At 71.0% G+C, this 818-nt stretch carries 1 protein-coding gene; it reads right to left on the bottom strand.

Features of this window, described 5'->3' with window-relative positions; all coding sequences use genetic code 11:
* The coding region (locus IE329_RS39995; protein ID WP_190215986.1) for an ABC transporter permease at positions 1–818 on the bottom strand (818 nt) is incomplete at both ends.

The raw sequence follows: 818 nt of genomic DNA, 5'->3' as shown, positions 1-818 counted from the left end.
GACGACGGCGACGACGAGGAGGGCGCCCTGGGCGACGTTCTGCCAGAAGGCGTTGATGCCCTGGACGGTGAGGCCGTTTTCGAGGGCGCCGAGGAGGGCGACGGCGAGGAGGGTGCCGCCGATGCCGCCCTTGCCGCCCTTGAGGGCGGCGCCGCCGAGGGCGGCGGCGGTGATGGCCTTGAGTTCGAGGCCTTCGCTGCCGGAGGTGGGCTGGCCGGAGCCGGTGCGGGCGGTGAGGAGGATGCCGGCGACGGCGGCGACGACGCCGATGAGGGCGTAGACGGCGACGAGGTATTTGTTGATGTTGATGCCGGCGAGGCGGGCGGCGGTGTCGTTGCCGCCGATGGCGTAGATGTTGCGGCCGATGTCGGTGTACTTGAGGAGGAGGTGGACGGCGAGGGCGACGACGATGAGGATCCAGACCATCACGGGGAGGCCGGCGATCTTGCCGCGGCCGAGGAAGACGAAGACGTCGTTGTTGAGGACGTAGCCCTGGGCGCGGCCGTCGGAGACGAGCTGGGCGAGGCCCTTGTAGGCGGCGAGGCCGGCGAGGGTGGCGATGGTGGGGTTGACGCGGCCGTAGACGATGATGACGCCGTTGAGGATGCCGACGAGCAGGCCGACGCCGACGGCGGCGGCGATGCCGGCGAGGGCGTTGGAGCCGGTGGCGGTGAAGGCCATGGCGCTGACGACGGAGGCGACGCCGGCCTGGGAGCCGACGGAGATGTCGAGGCCGCCGCAGATGATGACGGCGGTCTGGACGACGGCGAGCAGGCCGGTGATGGTGGCGGCCTCGGCGATGACCTGCATGTTGGAGA

It is taken from the genome of Kitasatospora indigofera, assembly GCF_014655955.1.
Taxonomy (GTDB): Bacteria; Actinomycetota; Actinomycetes; order Streptomycetales; family Streptomycetaceae; genus Kitasatospora; species Kitasatospora indigofera.
The sequence above is the reverse complement of the archived record's forward strand: the minus strand, read 5'-3'. Positions and strand labels throughout refer to the sequence as shown.